General features: G+C 35.8%; 5 protein-coding genes. All 5 read right to left on the bottom strand.

The genetic code is table 11. The annotated features are described in order from the left end of the window. A partial coding sequence (locus ACWGB8_RS38155; RefSeq protein ID WP_452218246.1) for a DNA polymerase occupies positions 1-1,244 on the bottom strand: 1,244 nt, incomplete at its 3' end. Beyond that, positions 1,245-2,048 carry a hypothetical protein gene (locus ACWGB8_RS38150; protein ID WP_376912104.1) on the bottom strand — a complete coding sequence of 268 codons (804 nt, stop codon included), beginning with the start codon at positions 2,046-2,048 and terminating at the stop codon, positions 1,245-1,247. A 53-nt stretch (positions 2,049-2,101) separates the two neighbouring features. Next, the gene (locus tag ACWGB8_RS38145; protein WP_376642817.1) at positions 2,102-2,323 is read right to left on the bottom strand and encodes a hypothetical protein; all 222 of its coding nucleotides are present in this window, start codon (positions 2,321-2,323) and stop codon (positions 2,102-2,104) included. 82 nt (positions 2,324-2,405) lie between these two features. After that, positions 2,406-2,873 (bottom strand): hypothetical protein, encoded by a 468-nt coding sequence (locus tag ACWGB8_RS38140; protein ID WP_326194938.1) that lies wholly within the window; start codon positions 2,871-2,873, stop codon positions 2,406-2,408. Between the two features lie 20 nt (positions 2,874-2,893). Next, positions 2,894-3,061 (bottom strand): helix-turn-helix domain-containing protein, encoded by a 168-nt coding sequence (locus tag ACWGB8_RS38135; RefSeq protein ID WP_326194937.1) that lies wholly within the window; start codon positions 3,059-3,061, stop codon positions 2,894-2,896. Positions 3,062-3,718: the final 657 nt, after the last annotated feature.

Here is a 3,718-nt window from a genome sequence, read left to right as displayed (position 1 = left end):
CTTGTATTTTTAATCTCTTCAAAATAGGAGACAAAATCTTTAAATATATAATCGGTCTTTTCAAAATAAATACATTGATGAATTTCTTTTATTTTAGCACCCATTTCTAACGCCAATTCAATTTCTTCAAACGTCCATATCCCTGAAAGGTTACCGACCGGGAAACATAATTTTTTGTACATTCTGTGAGGTAGAGGCGGTATATGTAAAGTAGTCGGTATGTGAATATCACATTCTAAAAAACCGCCGCCCTGTCTATAGCTGTACCAATATTTAAATACGTTTCGGGCTTTGTCTCCTTTATGGTGACGCGGTTTCCCTATAGGTATTGGGTTCACTTTCATAACGTACGGATATAATGAATTTACATCATAATGAAAGCCGCCATTTAATTCACTTTGAAATACTTCTGTACGTCCACCATAATATGCCTTGCGTATAAAATCCTCTGTAAACTCGCCCCATTTGCTATAACCGTAATTCGTGGAAATAGCCTTTTCATAATCTTCAGGATAATTCATTTGATATACTTTCATTGCAAGACTTGCGGTAGTAGGACATTTTAAAAATTCATGAATCGGCAAGCCGGATATTTCAATAAGCATTGTAACAATTTCATATAATGCCACACAGTCCAACCGTAAATATTCATTTAATTCAGGTTCATACGGATCGACCTTCATAAAATAATTCCCTTGGGATTCCCGGTCATCATATTTACCCGGGTCATTTGTGGGGTTTCCGTCAGCGTCAAGCGCCCATCCCAATTTCAAAATATGGTCTTTTAAATCTATTTTTGCTTTTTCTTGCGAAATATTAAAATCCTCACATATCTTTTTTAATGAACCCATTACAAGCTTGCTGGAATCATGAAATGTAATAGGTTGCGAAATAATTTCATTTTCTTCAGTTATTTGGGATTCATTAAGACCTGTTTTAAATACCGTAACGACATTATTAATAAAAATCGAATTTTTTAAATCCGCTTCAGGTAAAATGTCCTTTGCGATTTTTGAAATGTCGAAATCTAGATTATGAATAAATACATGACAATCGTATTTTGTGGTATACTGTGAGAGAACCGTTTTCAGGTTTTTAAAAGTGTTTGTCGCACGGTATCTACTACCGTCATATAATCCGACGCGGAAGACTTCCCCAAAAAGTCCTCGCGTCTCAGTATCAAGCGTAAGTATCTTAACGGGTTTACTTGCGCTTTTTTCTTTATTCTCTTTTTCCTTACTCATTTAAAATCCACCTCTCCATCGTAAATCCTTCGCTAAACGTTTCGCCGTTTTGATATTTACTTGCGGGAGATATTTCTGAATTAAATCCCCAATAAATTGAGCCTTTTCTTCATTGTCATATAAAACCCTCATGCCTGCATTTATTGCAATTAATAAATCTTTATATCTCCTTAAATCGGCTTTTCCTTCATATAGCAAAATCCATGAATTCATATCAGCCAGTCTAAGAGAATCAAAATTTCTCATAAATGCTTTATGCTGTTTCCTTTTATTATTGGGGACAACATGCATACTTATTGTTCCTATTTCAGCGGGAAGTTTAGCACCTAAAAAACCTCTTATAGATTCGATAAGATAATCAACGCTCACATGTCTGTAAGACCGTTTTAAGTCCTCTATCACATTTGCATCCATCATTGTGTCGGTTTTTTCTTTCCAGTAAATCATTAAATAGGGTTCAGTAGCTTGTCGGGCTTTTCTTTCAGCCGCTTTTCTTTTTCTTTCTTCAGCCTTCGCCCGCTTATTTAATTCTTTGTTATACCATTCATTAAATCGTGATTCGCTCCAATACCTTTTTGCGGAATGTTCGGAGACTTTAAATCCTAACCGTTTAATTAATTCAGATCGTTCATTTGCAATTAAACTACGACTCTTTTTCTTAACAATTTTATTTACTGTGGCAGGTTTATTTTTTAATTCCTTTATAACCTTTTTGTCAGTAATTCCGACTTTTTTCAAGGCAGCTATATTTTGTTTTTTCTGCTGTTTCTTCTTCAGCCGCTTTTTCTTCCCAATCAGTGACACCCCCTTTAAACACAAAAGTCACAGGGAAACGAATTTCCCTGTCAATTTAATATTTAAATGGCTTCTGCTTTTTGTGTCGGAATATAGCGAACAGAACCGCGTGACAGTTCGTCTTGTGCTTCAGCATGAAAATAGGAGACTATTGCAAGCATTTCTGAACGAGTGAAACTAATAATCTGTTGTGTATCGTCATCAAGCTTTTGAGCGAAACAATACATATTCTCCACTCTATCCTCTTTAATCTCTGTGCGGCGTTCTCCGTTGTCGAAAATCATTACGTTTTTATCCAAGTCTAGCAACCTCCGTATATAGTAATTTAATATAAGAAAAGCCGCCCCGATCGGAGCGACTATTTAATTAGTCCACAAGCGCAAGTGTCAATGTTTTAAAGCCGCGGCGGGTTTTAACTTCTTTTGGAACAACTTTTAATGGCTCGTCCGTCCAAGGACCTTGCCCTACAATCCCAATGATACGTTGTAGGGAGCTTGCTACGCCCTGAGATACACTGTGATAGCCTTGTCCGTCTGCTGTTAAAAGAACAACGCGCATTGCCTGAATTGTCTCTTTCGTGACTTCATCCTCTAATTCAACCGCATGGGCGACCATGTCTGTAATTTCAATTACTTCTCCGATATGGTCTGATAGAGAGTGTTCAGCGTTGCTTACCGCGTTGTAAAGTTTGATGCTGCTCTTTCTGTCCGTTGCCTGGATAGTTGAAAACATTTGTTGTGTACCTTGTTCAAAAATACTTGGTGATGCTGTTGCAATGTCCTCAGTTGCCAATACGTCAGTAGTGTTTTCAGTGTTTTTAATAGTGTTTGTCATTTTAAAATTCCCCCAAAGAATTAATTTTGTTTTAAGTATTCATTGAATTTTTCAGCTGACACGCGCCATTCTCGACCGACTTTGAAACCTTTAATTTCTCCGTTGTTCAGCATTTTGCGAGCCGTTTTTTCAGATATTTTTAATATCTCGGCTACCTGTTTAACTGTTAAAACCTCTTCACTAGACAAAAAGCGTACCTCCCTCTACATATGTATCACTTCCTTTAAAGGGCTTCAGATTCCTTTATGTTCCCTTTGATGACCTTATCTTACCATCAAGGGATATATCATGTCTACCCCTTTTTACAAATTTCTTCAGAATTTTTTCAGGAAGGATTCGACATTATGCGACATATTGGTAGGAGAAGAAAATATTTCTGTACCAATAATAGAACACATGTTCCTGAATGTAAAGTCCTATTATATATGAAATAACTGGGTATCAGGGATAGAAATGTCCTATCTCTTATGTTCGCACTGAGTATAAATGTTTATAACAGGTTATTATTGACAAACTAAAATAAGTGTGTATATACTCTCTCCATTAAAGGAGATGAATAATTTATGCCAAATCTAGAAATATTAGATATTATTAATATGAAATTAGATACGAAATACAAGCATATTGAACACTTTTTAAAGGATTGGATAGATAAGAAGTACAACAATATGGATGTTTACGAAATTCTTGTATATTTAAAACACTTTAATATATCGCCTAAAGAATAGTCCTCCCTTTTCCGGGAGGATATTTTATTTATTGACAGTTCCCGTGGTTCATGTTAATTAGCACAGAAATGTGGGATTGTCAAGGAAAATCAGTGAATTTAGCGGCAAGAATCGTAC

Source organism: Kitasatospora sp. NPDC054939, from assembly GCF_053610105.1.
This window is presented reverse-complemented; position numbering and strand designations above follow the sequence as displayed.